At 66.2% G+C, this 17,897-nt stretch carries 20 protein-coding genes and 2 pseudogenes; 18 read left to right on the top strand and 4 right to left on the bottom strand.

Annotated elements, in window-relative coordinates; all coding sequences use genetic code 11:
- Window positions 1–9: 9 nt before the first annotated feature.
- Genes yjgA through HNE04_RS14670 form a run of 3 tightly spaced genes read left to right on the top strand, consistent with a single transcriptional unit; the run spans window position 10 to window position 1,803 of the window.
- Window positions 10–672 (top strand): ribosome biogenesis factor YjgA, encoded by a 663-nt coding sequence (yjgA, locus tag HNE04_RS14660; RefSeq protein WP_172220281.1) that lies wholly within the window; start codon window positions 10–12, stop codon window positions 670–672.
- Window positions 653–1,255 (top strand): molybdopterin adenylyltransferase, encoded by a 603-nt coding sequence (mog, locus tag HNE04_RS14665; RefSeq protein WP_172220284.1) that lies wholly within the window; start codon window positions 653–655, stop codon window positions 1,253–1,255. Before yjgA ends, mog begins: the two co-directional genes overlap by 20 nt.
- Before the next feature lie 5 nt (window positions 1,256–1,260).
- Window positions 1,261–1,803 (top strand): cyclic nucleotide-binding domain-containing protein, encoded by a 543-nt coding sequence (locus HNE04_RS14670; RefSeq protein WP_172220287.1) that lies wholly within the window; start codon window positions 1,261–1,263, stop codon window positions 1,801–1,803.
- A 59-nt stretch (window positions 1,804–1,862) separates the two neighbouring features.
- On the opposite strand, the gene cysE is transcribed toward HNE04_RS14670, so the two are convergent.
- The gene (gene cysE / locus HNE04_RS14675) at window positions 1,863–2,633 is read right to left on the bottom strand and encodes a serine O-acetyltransferase (protein WP_172220290.1); all 771 of its coding nucleotides are present in this window, start codon (window positions 2,631–2,633) and stop codon (window positions 1,863–1,865) included.
- Between the two features lie 26 nt (window positions 2,634–2,659).
- Window positions 2,660–3,388: an RNA methyltransferase gene (locus tag HNE04_RS14680; RefSeq protein ID WP_172220293.1), complete on the bottom strand. Its 729-nt coding sequence runs from the start codon at window positions 3,386–3,388 to the stop codon at window positions 2,660–2,662.
- A gap of 100 nt (window positions 3,389–3,488) precedes the next feature.
- On the opposite strand from HNE04_RS14680, the gene HNE04_RS14685 reads away from it, so the two are divergent.
- The 6 genes from HNE04_RS14685 (at window position 3,489) to HNE04_RS14710 (ending at window position 10,595) form a co-directional block, all read left to right on the top strand.
- A complete protein-coding gene (locus HNE04_RS14685; protein WP_172220296.1) occupies window positions 3,489–4,394 on the top strand; it encodes an inositol monophosphatase family protein in 906 nt (301 codons plus the stop codon).
- Window positions 4,395–4,408: 14 nt separating this feature from the next.
- A complete protein-coding gene (locus HNE04_RS14690) occupies window positions 4,409–5,467 on the top strand; it encodes a mechanosensitive ion channel family protein (RefSeq protein ID WP_407926603.1) in 1,059 nt (352 codons plus the stop codon).
- Between the two features lie 68 nt (window positions 5,468–5,535).
- Entirely contained in the window at window positions 5,536–8,100 is a 2,565-nt protein-coding gene (mutS, locus tag HNE04_RS14695; RefSeq protein ID WP_172220455.1) for a DNA mismatch repair protein MutS, read from the top strand.
- The gene (locus HNE04_RS14700; protein ID WP_172220299.1) at window positions 8,097–8,924 is read left to right on the top strand and encodes a proteasome-type protease; all 828 of its coding nucleotides are present in this window, start codon (window positions 8,097–8,099) and stop codon (window positions 8,922–8,924) included. Before mutS ends, HNE04_RS14700 begins: the two co-directional genes overlap by 4 nt.
- A complete protein-coding gene (locus HNE04_RS14705) occupies window positions 8,921–9,730 on the top strand; it encodes an alpha/beta hydrolase (RefSeq protein ID WP_172220302.1) in 810 nt (269 codons plus the stop codon). The genes HNE04_RS14700 and HNE04_RS14705 overlap by 4 nt, the downstream gene beginning before the upstream one ends.
- A gap of 112 nt (window positions 9,731–9,842) precedes the next feature.
- The gene (locus tag HNE04_RS14710) at window positions 9,843–10,595 is read left to right on the top strand and encodes an alpha/beta hydrolase family protein (RefSeq protein ID WP_172220305.1); all 753 of its coding nucleotides are present in this window, start codon (window positions 9,843–9,845) and stop codon (window positions 10,593–10,595) included.
- Here the strand turns inward: HNE04_RS14710 and HNE04_RS14715 are convergent.
- The gene (locus HNE04_RS14715; protein WP_172220307.1) at window positions 10,579–11,403 is read right to left on the bottom strand and encodes an undecaprenyl-diphosphate phosphatase; all 825 of its coding nucleotides are present in this window, start codon (window positions 11,401–11,403) and stop codon (window positions 10,579–10,581) included. The two genes, HNE04_RS14710 and HNE04_RS14715, sit on opposite strands and share 17 nt — an antisense overlap.
- 24 nt (window positions 11,404–11,427) lie before the next feature.
- Window positions 11,428–11,904: an SRPBCC family protein gene (locus HNE04_RS14720; RefSeq protein ID WP_172220309.1), complete on the bottom strand. Its 477-nt coding sequence runs from the start codon at window positions 11,902–11,904 to the stop codon at window positions 11,428–11,430.
- Between the two features lie 192 nt (window positions 11,905–12,096).
- Between HNE04_RS14720 and HNE04_RS14725 the strand changes: the two genes are divergently transcribed.
- The 9 genes and pseudogenes from HNE04_RS14725 (at window position 12,097) to HNE04_RS14765 (ending at window position 17,786) form a co-directional block, all read left to right on the top strand.
- Complete coding sequence (locus HNE04_RS14725) at window positions 12,097–12,705, top strand: RNA polymerase sigma factor (RefSeq protein WP_172220311.1); 609 nt, start codon at window positions 12,097–12,099, stop codon at window positions 12,703–12,705.
- A 3-nt stretch (window positions 12,706–12,708) separates the two neighbouring features.
- The gene (locus HNE04_RS14730) at window positions 12,709–13,173 is read left to right on the top strand and encodes a cupin domain-containing protein (RefSeq protein ID WP_172220313.1); all 465 of its coding nucleotides are present in this window, start codon (window positions 12,709–12,711) and stop codon (window positions 13,171–13,173) included.
- 111 nt (window positions 13,174–13,284) lie between these two features.
- Window positions 13,285–13,692: pseudogene (locus HNE04_RS14735) on the top strand (DUF2306 domain-containing protein); the annotation flags it as partial.
- 51 nt (window positions 13,693–13,743) lie between these two features.
- Window positions 13,744–14,268: pseudogene (locus HNE04_RS28415) on the top strand (DUF6622 family protein); the annotation flags it as partial.
- Between the two features lie 11 nt (window positions 14,269–14,279).
- Window positions 14,280–14,573, top strand: coding sequence for a 2TM domain-containing protein (locus HNE04_RS14745; protein WP_172220315.1), 294 nt, complete (start codon window positions 14,280–14,282; stop codon window positions 14,571–14,573).
- Window positions 14,574–14,584: 11 nt separating this feature from the next.
- Window positions 14,585–15,613 (top strand): alpha/beta hydrolase family protein, encoded by a 1,029-nt coding sequence (locus HNE04_RS14750; RefSeq protein WP_172220317.1) that lies wholly within the window; start codon window positions 14,585–14,587, stop codon window positions 15,611–15,613.
- A gap of 28 nt (window positions 15,614–15,641) precedes the next feature.
- The gene (locus HNE04_RS14755; protein WP_172220319.1) at window positions 15,642–15,932 is read left to right on the top strand and encodes a 2TM domain-containing protein; all 291 of its coding nucleotides are present in this window, start codon (window positions 15,642–15,644) and stop codon (window positions 15,930–15,932) included.
- A gap of 10 nt (window positions 15,933–15,942) precedes the next feature.
- Complete coding sequence (locus tag HNE04_RS14760; protein WP_172220321.1) at window positions 15,943–16,986, top strand: sensor histidine kinase; 1,044 nt, start codon at window positions 15,943–15,945, stop codon at window positions 16,984–16,986.
- Window positions 16,983–17,786, top strand: a complete 804-nt coding sequence (locus HNE04_RS14765; protein WP_172220324.1) for a LytR/AlgR family response regulator transcription factor — start codon at window positions 16,983–16,985, stop codon at window positions 17,784–17,786. The genes HNE04_RS14760 and HNE04_RS14765 overlap by 4 nt, the downstream gene beginning before the upstream one ends.
- The last annotated feature ends 111 nt before the right edge of the window (window positions 17,787–17,897 follow it).

Consider the following 17,897-nt stretch of genomic DNA (forward strand, 5'->3'; position numbering starts at 1 on the left):
TTGGCCCACATGTCACGCAAACCCAAAAAAGGCTATTTCGTCCGCGGCCAGTTCGTCGCTGAAGGTAGTGAACTCGATCTTGAACTCAAGGCCGAGCTCAGAGGAACCGACGAAGCCAGTAAAACCGAACTGAAACGCGAGAGCACCGAGCTGCAAAAGCTGGGTGAGGCTCTGCTGACGCTGCGCGCCGATCTGATGGAGGGTCTGCCCCTGTCGGAAAAGCTGACCGACGCCATCGCCGAGGCCAAACGCATCACCAACTTCGAGGGCAAACGCAGGCAGATGCAGTTCATCGGCAAGCTGATGCGCTTGCTCGACGAGGAAACCCTGCAGGCCGTGCGCGACGCGCTCGAGGCGCAGCAGAAAGGCTCGGCCCGCGACGCCCAGTCGCTGCACCAGGCCGAGAAATGGCGTGACGACCTCATCGCCAAGGAAGACGCGCTGGACCTGTGGCTGCGGGAATATCCCGAGACCGACACGCAGCAGCTGCGGGCCCTGATCCGCCAGGCGCGCAAGGACGTGCAGCCGGACAAGGAATCCATTTCCAAGGGCCTGGCGCCGCGCCACGGGCGGGCCTATCGCGAAATCTTCCAGTTGGTGCGCGCGCAGCTTTCCGGCGAAAACGCGCAGCCCGAACAGGATGAGGGCAGCTATGACCCTAGACAAGCCTGATCCTGTCCGCATCGGCATCGTGTCCGTCAGCGACCGGGCTTCCACCGGCGTCTACGAGGACAAGGGCCTGCCCGCGCTGAAGGATTGGCTCACGCGGGCCCTGAAGAACCCGATCACCTTCGAAGCCCGCCTGATCCCCGACGAGAAAGATGGCATCAGCGCCGCCCTCATTGAGCTGGTGGACGCTGGCTGCTCGCTGGTGCTCACCACCGGCGGCACCGGCCCGGCGCCGCGCGATGTGACGCCCGAAGCCACGCTGGCCGTAGCGCACAAGGAGATGCCGGGCTTTGGCGAGCAGATGCGGCAGATCAGCCTGCGCTTCGTCCCCACCGCCATCCTCTCGCGCCAATGCGCCGTGATCCGCGGCAAGAGCCTGATCATCAACCTGCCTGGCCAGCCCAAGTCGATCCAGGAAACGCTGGAAGGCCTCAAGGGTGCGGGCGGCGAACAGCTCGTGCCGGGAATCTTCGCGGCCGTGCCCTACTGCGTGGACCTGATAGGCGGCCCGTACTTGGAAACCCACGACGACGTGTGCAAGGCCTTCAGGCCGAAATCGGCCATCCGCGCCGCGCGGCCGGCCTGAATCGCATGGACGCCATCGACACCGGGCAGCGCAAGTGGTCGCGAGCCGAAGTAGCGGAGCTGCTGATTTCCAGGAACGCTCTCACCGACTTGAAACTGGACCACGCGCTGCAGATCGTGCGCCTGCTCACGCCCCAGCGCGTGGCCGCCGGCACCGTGCTGATCGAGGAAGGCGTGACCAGCACCGGCTACATGGCCCTGGTGCTCGAGGGCAAGGCGGTGGTGCTGAACGCCGTACGTGGCAGCGATGATTCCGTCCTTCTGAGCCACCTGGGATGCGGCGCCGTCTTCGGCGAACTGGGTGTGCTGGATGGCAAGCCGCGGTCGGCCACCGTGACAGCGGTGACCGATATGCACATCGCGGTGCTGGACCGGCCCGGGCTCGCACGTCTGATCGATACCGTGCCCAGCGTGGCTTGCTCCCTGCTCGGGGCGATCATCGTGCGGGTGGCTGAACGGCTGCGGGCGACCAACACCAAGGTGCAGGATCTGTCGGCCGCGAATCAGGCGCTGCAGGAACAGCTGAAGAACTCGTCATTGCGGGCTTGACCCGCAATCCATGACTTCCTGGATCCCGGGTCAAGCCCGGGATGACAGCCAGGTCAGCCTTACTTGCCCACCAGCTGCGTCAGCTTGTCGGCCTCGAAGGTTTCCTTCATCGCGGCGTCGTCCGGCACGCACTCTTCCTTCTTGGTCGAAGACAGCTTCTCGATGGCCTGCCAGATCAGGGAAATCTGGTGCTCGTGGGAAGAAGCGTTGTCGATCAGTCCCTTCATGGCCTGCGACAGCGGGTCGTCGTTTTCGGTGATGCCGTAGGCGGAGAAACCCAGCTGGTTGGCCACCTGCTCGCGCCGCTTGCTGTCGTCGGCCTGGATGACGCGTGCAGGAATGCCCACGGCGGTCGCGCCCGCGGGGACAGGCTTGGTCACCACGGCGTTCGACCCCACACTGGCGTTGTCGCCCACCGTGAAACCGCCCAGCACCTTCGCGCCGGCGCCGACCACCACGTTGCGGCCCAGCGTCGGGTGGCGCTTGGCGCCCTTGGTCAGCGAGGTGCCGCCCAGGGTGACACCTTGATAGATCGTGCAACCTTCACCGACTTCGGCTGTCTCGCCGATCACGATGCCCATGCCGTGGTCGATGAACACCTTGTCGGCGATCTTCGCGCCCGGGTGGATCTCGATACCGGTGAACCAGCGCGACAGTTGCGAGATGAAGCGGCCCAGCCAGCGCATGCCGTGGCCCCACACCCAGTGGGCCAGGCGGTGCAGCACCAGCGCATGCAGCCCCGGATAACAAGTGATCACCTCCCACGTGCTGCGCGCGGCAGGATCGCGGTCGAGGATGCACTGGATGTCGGAACGAATGCGCTTGAACATAGGGCTTTATATGCTTATGCCGCAGTCTATCGTTTTACACCGGCGGCTGCTTCGGACATGGCCTTGGCAACACCACGCAGGATGTGGATTTCCTCGGGGGTGAGTTGCGCCCTGTTGAACAGCTGGTTAAGCCGGGGCATCAGTTTCTTGGGGGCTGCCGGATCCAGGAAGCGGACGTCCACCAGGGCCCGCTCCCAATGCGCCAGCATCCCGGCCACGGCCTGGGCGTCGGCCAGCCCTTCCACAGGCGCGGGGCGCGGCGAACCCGGGAAACCGCCCAAAGCGGTGCGCCATTCATAGGCGATGACCTGGATCGCCGCCGCCAGGTTGAGCGAGCCGAAGGCCGGATCGGTGGGAATCGTCAGCGCGGCATGGCAGCGGTAAACGTCGTCGTTGCTCATTCCGAAACGCTCGGAACCGAACAGGAAGGCGACGCTGTGCGGCGACGCGGCAATAGTTCCCAGATGCTCGCGCGGCGTGAAAGTGGGCGGGCCGAAGTCGCGCGGGGTCATGGCCGTGGCGCAGAGGTAGGTCACGCCGTCCAGGGCATCGTCCAGCGTGGCCACGATGCGGGCCTTTTCCAGCACGTCGGTCGCGCCGCTGGCGCGCTGTATCGTTTCGTCCCGCTGCAGCACGTCCGGCCAACGCGGGGCCACCAGCACCAGGTCGTCGAAACCCATGACCTTCATCGCACGGGCGGCCGCGCCGACGTTGCCGGCGTGGCTGGTGTTGATCAGGATGAAGCGGGTCTTCATGGGCGCGAAACAGCCCGAAACACGGGGCCGGGTAAAATCAGGCTATTGTCGCCGTCCGCATCGCCGGGCCGCCCCTTCGGCTCTTCACAGTTAAAAATTCATGTCGTCCCCCAACCTGCATCCCATGCTCAACGTGGCCGTCAAGGCCGCACGCGCCGCCGGCGCCATCATCAACCGGGCCGCCCTCGATGTCGAGGCGGTGCGCATCTCGCAAAAGCAGGTGAACGACTTCGTGACCGAAGTGGACCATGCCAGCGAAGCCGCGATCATCGAAACGCTGCTCACGGCCTATCCCCACCACGCCATCTGGGCCGAGGAATCGGGCAAGACCCATGGCACCCAGGGCTCCGAATTCGTGTGGATCATCGATCCGCTGGACGGCACGACCAACTTCATCCACGGCTTTCCCGTCTATTGCGTCAGCATCGCGCTGGCGGTGAAGGGCAAGATCGAGCAGGCCGTCATCTATGACCCCAGCCGCAACGACCTGTTCACGGCGACCAAGGGCCGCGGCGCCTACATGAACGAGCGGCGCATCCGCGTCTCCAAGCGCATCGACCTGCGGCAATGCCTGATCTCCACGGGCTTCCCGTTCCGCCCGGGCGACAACTTCAACAACTACCTGCGCATGATGGCCGATGTCATGCAGCGCACGGCGGGCCTGCGCCGCCCGGGCGCAGCCGCGCTCGACCTGGCCTATGTGGCCGCCGGCTTCACCGACGGCTTCTTCGAAACCGGGCTCTCGCCCTGGGACGTGGCCGCCGGCTCGCTGCTGGTCACCGAAGCCGGTGGCCTGATCGGCAATTTCACGGGCGAATCCGACTTCCTGGAACAGAAGGAATGCGTGGCGGGCAACCCCAAGATCTACGGCCAGCTGGTGGCCATGCTGGGCAAGTACAGCAAGTTCGCCAGTGCCGGCGAAAAGGCCGCCCTGCGCCAAGCCACGCCTGAGCTGGTGCCGCCGGAAACCACGCCCACCGCCACCCTCGACGACGCCGAGTCTTGATCGGAGCAACGCGCTTGCAACTGGCGGAGCTGTTGCAAAACCACCCCTGGGCGGTCTTTACCGCGGTCGCGCTGGCTGCCGTCATCGGCGCCATGGTGGCCCACCGCGTGGGCCGCGCCGTGCTGATGCGCCTGACGCGCGACGCGCCGGTGATCCATGCGGTCCTCGAGGCGACTGAGCGCGCCGCGGGGGCCGTGCTGCCTCTGGCCGCGATGCAGGTGGTATGGACCGTAGCACCCAACGATCTGGTCCACATCGCCGCGGTGCGCCACACCAATGGCGTGCTGCTGATCATCGCCCTCACCTGGCTGGCCACTCGCGTGGTTGCGGGCCTGTCGAACGGCATCGTCGCCCGCCATCCGGTCACGGTGCAAGACAACCTGCAGGCCCGCCGCATCCATACGCAAGCCAAGGTGCTGGCGCGTAGCGCCATGGTGCTGATCTCGCTGGGCGGGGTCGCCATGGCGCTCATGACTTTCCCCGGCGCGCGCCAGCTCGGGGCCAGCCTGCTGGCTTCGGCCGGTGTGCTGGGCATCGTCGGCGGCATGGCAGCGCGGCCGGTGTTCAGCAACCTGATCGCCGGCCTGCAACTGGCATTGGCCCAGCCGATACGGATGGACGACGTCCTGATCGTCAAGGGCGAGAACGGCCGGGTCGAGGAGATCACCGGCACCTACGTGGTCCTGAAGCTGTGGGACGAGCGGCGCATGATCGTTCCGCTGCAATGGTTCATCGAGAACCCGTTCGAGAACTGGACGCGCAGCACCTCGCAGCTGCTGCAAAGCGTATTCCTGCACCTGGATTTCGCGACGCCGCTGGAGCCGCTGCGCGCCGAGGCCCAGCGCGTGGTCGAAGAAGCGCACGAGTGGGACGAGCGCGTGTGTTCGCTGATGGTGACTGACACCACCGAGCGCACGATGAAAGTGCGGATCCTGGTTTCCGCCGCGAGCTCGGGCCAGGCGTTCGACCTGGGTTGCAAGGTTCGCGAGGCATTGATCGCATTCGTCGCGCGCGAATACCCCGCTTGCCTGCCCCGCATGCGCTGGATGGACCCGCAGGCAGAGCCCGCCTAGAATCTTTCGCAACCTTGACCAGCCCGCTCTCCCCCGCCGCCACCGGGCCCGCCCCGGCCCATACGCCGATGATGGCCCAGTACCTGGCCATCAAGGCGGAGCACCCGAACACGCTGGTGTTCTACCGCATGGGCGATTTCTACGAGCTGTTCTACAGCGACGCCGAGAAAGCCGCCCGCCTGCTGGACATCACGCTGACGCGGCGCGGCAACTCGGGCGGCGAGCCAGTCGTGATGGCCGGCGTGCCCTTCCACTCGGTCGAAGGCTACCTCGCCCGGCTGATCAAGCAGGGCGAGTCGGTGGCGATCTGCGAGCAGACCGGCGATGTCGCCACGTCCAAGGGGCCGGTGGAGCGCAAGGTGGTGCGGGTGGTCACGCCCGGCACCCTGACCGATACGGAGCTCCTGAACGACAAGAGCGAAGCCATCCTGTTGGCGGTGCACCAGGGCTCGCGCCATCGCCTGGGCTTGGCCTGGCTCAGCGTGACGCAAGGTGCGTTGCAGCTGGCCGAGTGCGCAGCCGACGAACTCGAGGGCTGGATCGCCCGCATCGCCCCGAGCGAACTGCTTTTCAGCGCCGATGTCACGCCGGCTTTCGAGCAGCGGCTCAAAGCGTTGCGGTTCTCCGGCTCGCTCTCGCTGACCCAACGCCCTGAGTGGCAATTCGAATCGGGCCTGGGCCTGCGCAAGCTGCTGGAGCAGCTCAATAGCGCGACTCTGGCGGCGTGGAGCGCCGAGGAACTGGTGCACGCACACGCCGCGGCAGCGGCCCTGCTGACCTATGCCGAGCACACCCAGGGCCGCGCGCTCTCGCATGTGCAAAGCCTGGAGGTCCAGCGCGACGACGAGCTGATCGACCTGCCGGTCACGACCCGGCGCAACCTGGAACTGGTGCAGACGCTGAGGGGCGAGGACTCCCCCACCCTCTTCTCTCTGCTCGATTCCTGCATGACCGGCATGGGCAGCCGCATGCTCAAGTCCTGGCTGCTGGAGCCGCGCCGCGAGCGCACCCAGGCGCAGCTGCGGCTGGACGCCATCACCCTGCTACGCGAAGGCCTCTGGCAGCCGTTGCGCGCCGAACTCAAGGGCTGCAGCGACGTCGAGCGGATCACCGCGCGCATCGCGCTGCGCCAGGTGCGCCCGCGCGAGCTGGTGGGCCTGCGCCAATCGCTGGAAAAATCGGCGCAACTCTCGCAGCGCTTGCAGGGACTCGATTCGCTGCTGGCCGAGATCGCAGCCGGCATGGCGCCGCCCGCCGGCTGCGCGCAGCTGCTGGCCCGCACCATCCTGGAAGAACCGGCGGCCCTGGTTCGCGACGGCGGCGTCATCGCCGCCGGGCTGGACGCAGAACTCGACGAGCTGCGCGCCATCCAGGACAACTGCGACGGTTTCCTGCTCGACCTGGAGACCCGCGAGAAGGCCCGCACCGGCATCGCCAACCTGCGCGTGCAGTTCAACAAGGTGCACGGCTTCTACATCGAGATCACCCAGGGCCAGCTGGACAAGGTGCCAACCGACTACCGCCGCCGCCAGACCCTGAAGAACGCCGAGCGCTTCATCACGCCGGAGCTCAAGACCTTCGAGGACAAGGCGCTGTCGGCGCAAGACCGGGCCCTGGCCCGCGAGAAATGGTTGTACGAGCAGTTGCTGGACCAGCTGCAAGCCCATGTGCCCACACTCACGCGGCTGGCCCGCGCGATCGCCTCGCTCGACACGCTGTGCGCCCTGGCCGAGCGTTCGCTCACGCTCAACTGGTGCCGCCCGCAGTTCTCCAAGGAACCGGGCATCGAGATTTCGCAGGGACGCCATCCGGTGGTGGAGAGCCGGCTGGCCGAGACCAGCGCCGGCAGCTTCATCGCCAACGACACGCGCCTGGGCCCCAAGCAGCGCATGCAGGTCATCACCGGTCCCAACATGGGCGGCAAGTCGACCTACATGCGCCAGGTGGCACTGGTCTGCCTGCTGGCCGCCATGGGCTCCTACGTGCCGGCCAGCGCCTGCCGCCTCGGCCCGATGGACGCGATCCATACCCGCATCGGGGCGGCGGACGACCTGGCCAACGCCCAGTCCACCTTCATGCTGGAGATGACGGAAGCGGCGCAGATCCTGCACGCGGCGTCGCCCAGTTCGCTGGTCCTCATGGATGAGATCGGCCGGGGCACCTCCACCTTCGACGGCCTGGCCCTGGCCTCCGGCATCGCCGCGCACCTGCACGACAAGACCCAGTCGTACACCCTGTTCGCCACCCATTACTTCGAGCTGACCGAATTCCCGGCGAAGCACCATGCCGCCGTGAACGTGCACGTGAGCGCCGCCGAGTCGGGCTCGGACATCGTTTTCCTGCATGAGATTCAGCCGGGACCGGCCAGCCGCAGCTACGGCATCCAGGTCGCCCGGCTCGCGGGCATGCCCGCCGGGGTCGTGAACCACGCGCGGCACGCCCTCACGGCCTTGGAAACCCAGCAAACGCTGAGCCGCGAGCAGGTAGACTTGTTCGCACCTCCGCCGGCGGCCGACGCGCCCACGCACAGCGCCGTGGAAGCGGCAGTGGCGGCATTGAATCCGGACGCACTCAGCCCGCGCGAAGCGCTCGACGCCCTGTACGCCCTGAAGAAGATGGGAGAAAAACTATGACTTACTGCGTCGGCATCAAACTGAATGCGGGGCTGGTGTTCCTGGCCGATTCGCGCACCAACGCGGGCGTGGACCACATCAGCACTTTCCGCAAGACGATCGTGTACGAGCGCCCCGGCGATCGCTTCATGGTGCTGTTATCGGCCGGCAACCTGAGCATCGCGCAATCGGTGCGCGAGATCCTGCAAGTGGAGCAGCTCAAGGAAGGCCCGGAGGGCGAGACCCTCACCATCTGGAACGCCAAGAGCATGTTCGACGCGGCGCGGGTGCTGGGCAACGCGGTGCGCCACGTCTATGACCGCGACGCCGAAGCGCTGAAGTACGCCGGCGTGGAGTTCAACGTCTCGCTGATCTTCGGCGGCCAGATCCGCGGCGAAGGCATGCGCCTGTTCCATGTCTATTCGGCCGGCAACTTCATCGAGGCCACGCCCGAGACTGCCTATTTCCAGATCGGCGAATCGAAGTACGGCAAGCCGGTGTTGGACCGGGTGATCACACCCGATACGCCGCTGGACGAAGCAGCGAAGTGCGCGCTGGTGTCGATGGACTCCACGATGAAGTCCAACCTGTCGGTGGGTCCGCCCCTCGACCTGGTGGTCTATGAAGCCAACCGCTTCGAGACCGACAAGATCGTGTGCATCGACATGCAGAACCCCTATTACCGCATGCTGCACAGCAGCTGGGGCCAGAAGCTGCGCGAAGTGTTCGACAGCCTGGAAGACCCGGTCTGGGACGACGCCCACACCGAGGTGCCGCTGAAATGCCCCGATGCGCGCAACAAGCCGCTCAAGAAGATCACCCGGCCCGATGAGCGCTTGATTTGAGCCTGGTTGTTTTTTCGCACGCCAACAGCTTCCCTGCCGCCACCTACGGCGTGATGTTCAGGAACCTGCGTTCGCGGGGCTTCACCGTGAAAGCAGTGGACAAGTTCGGCCACGCGCCGGAATACCCCGTTACGAACAACTGGCGCTATCTGGTACAGCAGCTGCACGATTTCGCCACGCAGCACGTCGAAAAACAGGGCGAGCCCGCCTTCCTGGTGGGCCATTCGCTCGGCGGTTTTCTGAGCCTGATGTGCGCCGCGCGCTACCCGCATCTCGCCAAGGGCGTGCTGCTGATCGATTCGCCGTTGCTGGGCGGCTGGAAGGCCACGGCCCTGGGCGCGATGAAGCGCACGCAACTGGTGGGCTCGATCTCGCCGGGCCGCGTCAGCCGCCGGCGCAAGAACCGCTGGCCCACGTCCGAAGCCGCCTTCGAGCATTTCCGCCACAAGAAGGCTTTCGCGCATTGGCAGGAGCAGGTGCTGCACGACTACATCGAGCATTGCACCCACGACGAAGACGGCGAGCGAGTACTGAGCTTCGACCGCGACGTCGAAACGGCCATCTACAACACCTTGCCGGACAACCTGGATCGCATGCTGCGGCGCCATCCGCTGAAATGCCCGGTGGCCTTCATCGGCGCGCGCCAATCCGAGGAAATGCAGCAGGTCGGCCTGGCCATGACCCAGAAGGTCACGGGCGGCCGGATCATGATGTTGGACGGCAGCCATCTCTTCCCGATGGAAAAGCCCATTGCTACCGCTGCCGCCATTGAAGCCGCATTGCGCGGCTTCGATTTTCCCCAATGAGCGCCTAAGTTTTCGCCGGCACTGTTGCAGTGCAGCATTTAGGGCATGGTCCTACAGAGCGGAGCCCCCTGGGCTCACAACTTGCTTGCTCACCAGTCGGCACATTCAGTACATGGACTCAACACAAGCAATTCCCTCTTCCTCGGCATTTGGTGCGCCGTCTCTTGCGATGCTGGCGACTGAACCTTTACGAGCACTATTCGACTACTTCGGCGCCCGCGTCGGCTCCCAACCGTCGCACGTTGGCGATGGCCATCCGGTCGTGGTGTACCCCGGCTTGGGTGCAGGTGCCTTCAACACCTCGCATTTGCGCAGCTTCCTGAAGGACTCGGGTTTCACCGTGCACGACTGGGAAGGCGGCGTGAACACCGGCCCCGAAGGCATCTTCGACGACTGGCTGGGCAGCCTGGACGATAGGGTGCGCGACCTGCACCGCTCGCACGAGCGTAAGGTCAGCCTGATCGGCTGGAGCCTGGGCGGCGTGTATGCACGCGAGATCGCCAAGCGCTGTCCGGGATCGGTGCGGCAGGTCATCACGCTCGGAACCCCCTTCGCATCGCTGGGCGGGGGCAACCACGCGGGCACCGTCTTCAAATTGCTGAACAAGGACAAGGCGCACCTGCCGCCGGATCTGCAGGCGCGACTGCGCGAGCGCCCGCCGGTGCCCACCACCTCGGTTTACAGCAAGTCCGACGGCATCGTGTCCTGGCGCGGCTGCATCGAGAAAAAGACCGAGCGCTCGGAAAGCGTGGAGGTCTCGGCCAGCCACCTGGGCATGGTGACCCACCCGCAGGTGCTGCGCGTCATCGTCGATCGCCTGTCGCAGCCCGAGGGGAAATGGCGCCCGCTCAAGGTGCCCAGGTAACCCAGCCCGTGACCGAGGTGGCCAGCACCACGATGCCGAAGGCAATGCGATACCAGGCAAACGGCGTGAAGCTGTGGGTGGAGATGTAGCGCAGCAGCCAGCGCACGCACAGCCAGGCGCTGATGAACGAGAACACCAGCCCCACCGCGAAGATCGGCAGGTCGGCAATCGTCAGCAGGGCCCGCTGCTTGTACAGGCTGTAGGCGCCCGCACCCACCAGCGTGGGGATCGCCAGGTAGAACGAGAAATCGGTCGCTGCCTTGCGCGACAGGCCCAGCAGCATGCCGCCGATGATGGTGGCGCCGCTGCGGCTGGTGCCGGGGATCATGGCCAGGCATTGGACCAGGCCGACCTTCAGCGCGTATTTCCAGTCCATGTCTTCGGCTTCGCGCACCGTGACGGTCTGGCGGTCGCGTTTCTCTGCCCACAAGATCACGAAGCCGCCCAGGATGAAGGTGCTGGCCACCACCGCGGGCGTGAACAGGTGCTGCTGGATCGCCTTGCCGAACAGCAGGCCCAATACAACGGCGGGGAAGAATGCAATCAGCACGTTCAGTGTGAACAGCTGGGCCGCGCGCTCGGTGGGAAGCGCCTGCAGCGTCTGCCGGATTTTCTGCCAGTACACGATGATGACGGCCAGGATCGCGCCGGTCTGGATCGCGATGTCGAAGACCTTGGCCTTTTCGTCGTCGAAACCCAGCAGCGCTCCCGCAAGGATGAGGTGGCCGGTGCTGGAGATCGGAAGAAACTCGGTCAGGCCCTCGACGACTCCCATCACCGCTGCCTTGACCAGCAAAACAATATCCAACACGCGCTCCAGGCAAAGCCCGGATTATCGCCTGCTCGGCCGTGCCTGATAACCGTGCTCGATGTCGCGCTTGTCCTGCTCTGCGGCGGCCATCGCCTCCTTGAGCACTTGTTTCTTGAGTAGCGGCGCGAGCCAGCCCAGTAGCGGCGGCGTCGGTATGCGGATGGTGATGTCCACCCGCGTGCCGCTGCGGCCGCCCTCGCTGGCCGGAACGAAACCGAAGTCCATCGTCCCGCCTTTGTTGAAACCGTCGATGGACACATCGTGGATGCTGCCGTCTTCGTCGATCACCCGGTCGAACAGGTCGTGCTGCCGCATGCCGAGCAGGCGAACATGCTGCCTGAAGCGGGCGCGGCGCGGCTCCTGGGCCAGCAGTTCGAACCGCAGGTTGGGATGCACGTTCGCATCGATGTGGTGCTGGATGTCGGTGAACTGCGCGCGCACTGTGGCGGGCGACGCGCCGATCCAGAGCTGATGCTTGACTTCGACGGTACGGGGCATGGTGGTCTCCTGATGGCGATTGACGCTGGGAGTACGGGCCGCCGGAACATTCGGATGCATCCGTCGAGCACCGTGCGACGTAAACAGGATATGACCGCGATCGCCCTTGGGGACCCCGCTCGTATCTTGCCCCCCATGTGGCAAGAGGCGGGGCCACGGCATCCCGGCAGTAAAGGCAGCCCCCTTCAAGGCATGCAACAGTTCATTTCCGATCCGCCCGCCTCCAACACCGCGCAGGACGGGCACCTGGCCGATCTGCTGCGGGCTGCAGCCGACGGCAACGCGCGCGCCTTCGAAACCTTCTACCTCGCCACGGTCCGCCATGCGATGGCCGTGGTGCGCCGCATCGCGGGCAGCGGCTTGTCCGAAGACATCCTGTCGGACTGTTATTTCCAGGCCTGGCGCGATGCCAACCGGTTCGACCCCGGGCGCGGCAGCGCGCTGGCTTGGCTGCTCACCATCGCGCGCAGCCGGGCCCTGGATCGGTTGCGCCAGGAATCGGTGCGCCACGGCGGGCATGCGGCCACGCCCGAATTCGATTCCGACAACGGCCAGCCCAGCGACGCGCCTGGCCCCGATGAGCTGCTGGAAAGCGTGGAGTCCCGCACCCGCCTGCACGCGGCGCTGGCCCATCTGTCGGCGAGTGAGCGCTGGATGCTCGCCCTGGCCTACTTCCGCGACTGCAGCCAGGCTGAAATCGCCACGCTGACCGGCCTTCCGCTGGGCACGGTCAAGTCGCATATCAACCGGGCACAGCACAAACTGCGCGCGGCTTTGCAAGACGAGAGCGCGCAGCAATAAATCATGAGCGACCGTAACCCCCTCCTCGACCCCGACATCGTCGATGCGCTCAGCACGGCGCAGCGTCCTGACGACGCCACCGATGCCGCTGCGGTGCAGCGCGTGCGTGCGCGATTGATGCAGCGAATCGCCCAGGATTCCGTTTCGCACCACATCGCCATTCCGGCCGACGCCGGCAGCTGGCGCGCCTTCCTGCCCGGCATCGAGCGCAAGGTGCTGCACGAGCGCGAGGGCGTCATGTCCTACCTGCTGAAGTTTGCTCCGGGCGCCGTGCTTCCCGCGCACCGGCACCCCATCGACGAGGAATGCGTGGTGCTCGAAGGCCGGCTGCGGATCGGCACGCTGGAGCTGGGCCCGGGCGGCTTCCACATGGTGCGCAAGGACGTGCTCGACGCCGACACCATCAGCGACGAGGGCGCCATCATCTACCTGCGCGGCGCATCCCCGAAGGCTGAGCACCTGATCTGAAACCGGTCGCCCCGCGCCAGCCGCATTTCACTCCCGTTTTCCGGCGTTTCGTCCTATGCCGGTGGCCTGGCCGCGCCCGCGGCGGCACAGTGCCACCCAAGGAGAAACGCCATGCAACTCACACCGATCATCGCCATCCACATGACGGCCGCGCTGGGTGCCATCGCCACCGGGCCAGTCGCGCTGTGGGCTCGCAAGGGCGCCACGCAAAGGCCCAGGCTGCACCGTGCTTTCGGCTATGCCTGGGTCACCCTGATGCTGGTCACCGCCATCTCGGCGCTGTTCATCCGCGGCGACCGCCTGCCCAACATCGCCGGCTATTCGCCCATCCACCTGCTGGTGCCAGTCACCCTGTTCGGCCTGTTCGGCTCGTTCTGGTACCTGGCGCACGGCAACGTCCGCGGGCATCGCCTGGTCATGCAGTGGCTGTATGTCGGCGCCTGCGTGGTTGCCGGTGCCTTCACCCTGCTGCCCGGCCGCTTCCTGGGCGAACTGATCTGGGTCGAATGGCTCGGCCTGCTCGCCCCTCATGTTCACCCCGCTCCCACATCCACACCTAACCAAGGACCTTCCATGATTGCTCAAATCCTCTCCAACACGCCCTTCTGGGTCTGGGGCCTGTTGGCCGCCTTGCTGGCCCTGGGCTTCACCCAGGCTCGCAACCGCACCGCAGGTGTTCCGCGGCTCGTTCTCATGCCGCTGGGAATGGGAGCGTTCTCGCTCTGGGGCACCATCTCCGCCTTCGGCGCATCGCCCGCCGTGCTGGGAAGCTGGTTCGCCGCCACCGTCTTGCTGCTGCTTGTCATCACGCAAATGCGCATGCCGGCCGGCGTGAGCTACGACCGCGACACCCGCCAGTTCGCCCTGCCCGGCAGCTGGGTGCCGATGGCGCTGATCCTGGGCATCTTCATCACCAAGTACGCCGTCGGCGTGAGCCTGGCCATGCATCCCGACCTCAAGGCCAATGCAAACTTTGTGCTGACGATTGCCACGGTCTATGGCGTCTTCAGCGGCATCTTCGCGGGCCGCACCGTGCGCCTCCTGCGCCTGGCCATGCGGCCTGCCGCCAACCCCATCCCCGTCCTCAACGCCTGAAGGAGATCCTCATGAACCCCGACAACGCACAAGACCGCGAACTGGAACGCCTGGCCCGCAAGCGCGCCGGCGCCAAGATGGGCTGGTACATCCATGCCACCGTGTACATCGCCGTGAACCTGCTGTTGGCCCTGCTGTCCGCCATGAGCGACCGCCACTGGGCTGTGTTCCCCGCCTTGGGCTGGGGCATCGGCCTGGCGGTTCACGGCGTGGTGGTGTTCCTCGTCACCGGCGGCGCCGGCCTGCACGAGCGGCTGGTGCAACGGGAACGCAATCGCCTCACGCTGCAGCGTGACCCCTGGTAAAAAGCAGCATCATGAAGAAATACCTCTTCACCTGCCTGCTGGCCCTGGCCGCGGTGTGCGCTCAGGCCGGCGTCGGTATCTCCGAAATCCCGGGCCTGCCCGGGGACGGGCCGATCACCCTGTACTACCCCACGACGGCCAGCGACCATCCGCAGCGCTTCGGCCCGTTCACCCTCCATCTGGCCCGCCAGGCCGCGCCCGCTCGGGGCAACAGCCGCCTCATTGTCATTTCCCATGGGTCGGGCGGCTCGCCCTGGGTCCATGCCGATCTCGCCCGTGCGCTGGTCGAAGCCGGCTTCGTGGTTGCCCTGCCGGAACACCGCGGCGACAACTACAAGGACGCGGCGGATCGCGGCCCGGAGAGCTGGAAGCGGCGGCCGGCCGAAGTCTCGCGCGCGATCGACGCGGTCGCCCAGGACCCGCGGTTCGCACCCCTGCTGGCTCTCGACAAGGTCGGCATGTACGGCATGTCCGCGGGCGGGCATACCGCGCTCAGCCTGGCCGGTGGCCGCTGGTCGCCGGCCCGCTTCACGCAGCACTGCGAAGCCAATATCGCCGACGACTTCCCTTCCTGCGTGGGCCTGATCACGCGCCTGAACGGCGGCATCTTCGACGAATTGAAGATCAAGGTGGCGCTGGGCGTGCTGCGCCAACGGTTCGACGACGCCACCTGGTACACCCACGACGATCCGCGCATACGGGCTATCGTCGCGGGGGTGCCGGCCGCGGCGGACTTCGACCACTCCTCGCTGGCGACGCCGCGCGTGCCGCTGGGCCTGGTCACCGTGGGACAGGACAAATGGCTGTCGCCCCGGTTTCACAGCGGCGCGGTACTCAAGGCCTGCAAGACCTGCGAGCTGGTCGCCGACCTGCCCAGCGCGGGCCACGGCGCCCTGCTGTCACCGCCCCCGCCTGCCGATCGCCTGGGCGAAATTGCCGCCGATCTGCTGGCAGACCCGTCCGGTTTCGACCGGGGCGCGCTGATGCCGCAGGTCGACCGGCAGATCGTGGTCTTCATGAAGAAGCATTTGCTCCCCTAGAATGGTCATGTCGCACCCAAGCATCACCATGAAACTGTCCCACGAAGAAATCGAACGCCTGGCGCACAAGCGCGCCGGGGCCAAACTCGGCTGGTACGTTCACGCGGCACTGTACGTGGTGGTCAATGTATTGATCTTCGGCATCTCGCAATACGGCTTGGGCCACCGGCCCTGGTCGGTGTACCCACTGCTGGGCTGGGGAGTGGGGCTGGCGCTGCATGGCATCTCGGTGTTCCTGCTGGGTGCCGGCACCGGCCTGCGCGAGGACTTGGTGAAACGCGAGCGCGAGCGGCTGCGGCAGCGGCACGATGGCTCGTGAAGCACCCTCGATGAAGATCGACTGGATCGCCACACTGCGGCACATGCTGCAAGTGCTGGCGTTCTGCCTGGTGGTCGCCACCATCCAATACGGCTTCCAGCCCGAACGGCCCTACGGCCCTAACGTGGTTTATTCGCTGTTCATCGGCACCATCATCTGGGCCGTGATCGACCTGGGCCGCCACCTGTTCCCGTCCAGCGCCGAAACCGGCTGGCCGCAGGGCTTGGCCGGGCTCGGCCTGGTGGTCGGTGGCATCGTGGCGGGCTACCTGCTGGGCACCACCATCGCCACCCAGCTGTGCATCTATTACGGCTGGTTCCCCGCCGGGGCTCCCGATCCCGACAGCAACCAATGGCGCACCTCGATCCTCATTACGGGGTTGGCGGGCATTGCCGGAACCTTCTACTTCTACAGCATCAACAAGAGCGCCTACCTGCAGCGCAAGATGGGTGAGGCGCACGAGCATGCGAACGAGGCGCGGCTGAAGCTGCTCGAGGCCCAGCTCGATCCGCACATGCTGTTCAACACTCTGGCCAACCTGCGCGCCCTGATCGGCACAGACCCGAACCGTGCCCAGCAGATGCTGGACCTCATGATTGCCTTTCTGCGCGCCACCTTGAACGGCTCGCGCGCCACCACCCACACGCTGCAGGCCGAGTTCGACCGGCTGCGCGACTACCTCGAGCTGATGGCCATCCGCATGGGCCCGCGCCTGTGGTTCTTGCTGCATCTGCCGCCCGAGCTCGCCCAGCACCCGGTGCCGGCGCTGCTGCTGCAGCCGATCGTGGAAAACAGCATCCAGCACGGCCTGGAGCCCAAGGTGGCGGGCGGGCGTGTGTTGGTGAGCGCCCGTCGGGAGGCCGGCCAACTGGTGCTGGAGGTGGTGGACACCGGCGTGGGGCCTTCGATGCCGCCCGAAGAGACCACGGGCTTTGGCATGACCCAGGTGCGCGAACGCCTGGCCGCCTTGTATGGCACCAACGCCAGCTTCGATTTTGCAACCCAGCTCGGTGGTGGCTCGCGTACGACGATTCGCTTGCCGCTCCAACCGTGACCACTGCTGCCACCGCCTTGATTGCGGAGGACGAGCCGCTGCTGGCGCAGGCCCTGCGCTCGGAGTTGGCCCGTGCCTGGCCCGAACTCAGCATCGCCGCCACGGTGGGCGACGGCGCCTCGGCGGTCACGCAGGCGCTCGCGCTCACGCCCGACGTGCTCTTCTTCGACATTCGGATGCCCGGCCAAAGCGGCCTGGAAGCCGCCGTGGAACTGGCCGAGGAGTGGCCGCACGACAGACCCTTCCCGGCGTTGGTCTTCGTCACCGCCTACGACCAGTACGCCGTGCAGGCCTTCGAAACGCAGGCGGTGGACTATGTGCTCAAGCCGGTGCAGGCCGCGCGGCTGCAAAAGACGGTAGCCAAGGTGCAGGACTTGTTGGCGCGGCGCGGCCAGGGTGCGGGCGACTTCGAGGCCACGCTGGGCCAGCTGCGCAATCTGCTCGGCTCGGTCCAGGCCCCTGCCCCGGCGCAGGGGCCGATAAAGCTGATCCAGGTCAGCGTGGGCACCAGCATCCGCATGGTGCCGGTCGAAGAGGTGCTGTACTTCGAAGCCGCCGACAAGTACGTGCGCGTGCTCACCGAAGGCCACGAGTACCTGATCCGCACGCCACTGAAGGAACTGCTTCCGCAACTGGACGCCCAGCGCTTCTGGCAGGTGCATCGCGGCACCGTCGTGCGGGCCGACGCCATCGAGAGCGTCACGCGCGACGAAGCGGGAAAGCTCCACCTAAGCTTGCGCGGGCGCAATGAAAAGCTGCCGGTGAGCCGGCTCTACGCGCATCTTTTTCGGGCGATGTGACGACCTCCCGGGCGCAGGCACCCTCCTCCAGTGCCGCCGGGATCTGGCTGGACCCTATGCCCAGGTCGGCCAGCTCGCGGCTCGACATCGCCCGCAGCTGCGCTTCGTGCA

Origin of the sequence: Caenimonas soli (assembly GCF_013155545.1) — a bacterium.
Lineage (GTDB): Bacteria > Pseudomonadota > Gammaproteobacteria > Burkholderiales > Burkholderiaceae_C > Ramlibacter > Ramlibacter soli.